At 37.8% G+C, this 262-nt stretch carries 1 protein-coding gene; it reads right to left on the bottom strand.

From position 1 onward, the window contains the following. On the bottom strand, positions 1-189 hold a 189-nt coding region (locus SB765_RS30765), incomplete at its 3' end, for a UvrD-helicase domain-containing protein (RefSeq protein WP_410932639.1). Between the last annotated feature and the right edge of the window lie 73 nt (positions 190-262).

Genomic DNA, 262 nt, shown 5'->3' with positions numbered 1-262 from the left:
GTTATAAATAAAGCTGTTTTCGTATTTGCTAAATAAGCTATTTACGCTATTTACAATATCACTGCTTGAGCGAAAGTTAGTGCCCAATGTAAATTGTTGTGGCTCATCTACCGCTTCTTTTGCGCCAATGTAGGTAAATATATCTGCGCCCCTAAACCCATAAATTGCTTGTTTGGGATCGCCTATCATAGCTCAAGTGGTATTGCTTTGAGCATAAATTTTACTAAAAATCCCGTACTGAATCGGGTCAGTATCCTGAAAC

The organism is Pseudomonas sp. SIMBA_067 (assembly GCF_046534675.1).
Classification (GTDB): Bacteria; Pseudomonadota; Gammaproteobacteria; order Pseudomonadales; family Pseudomonadaceae; genus Aquipseudomonas; species Aquipseudomonas putida.
Note: the sequence above shows the minus strand (reverse complement) of the source record. Positions and strands in the feature narration are given on the sequence as shown.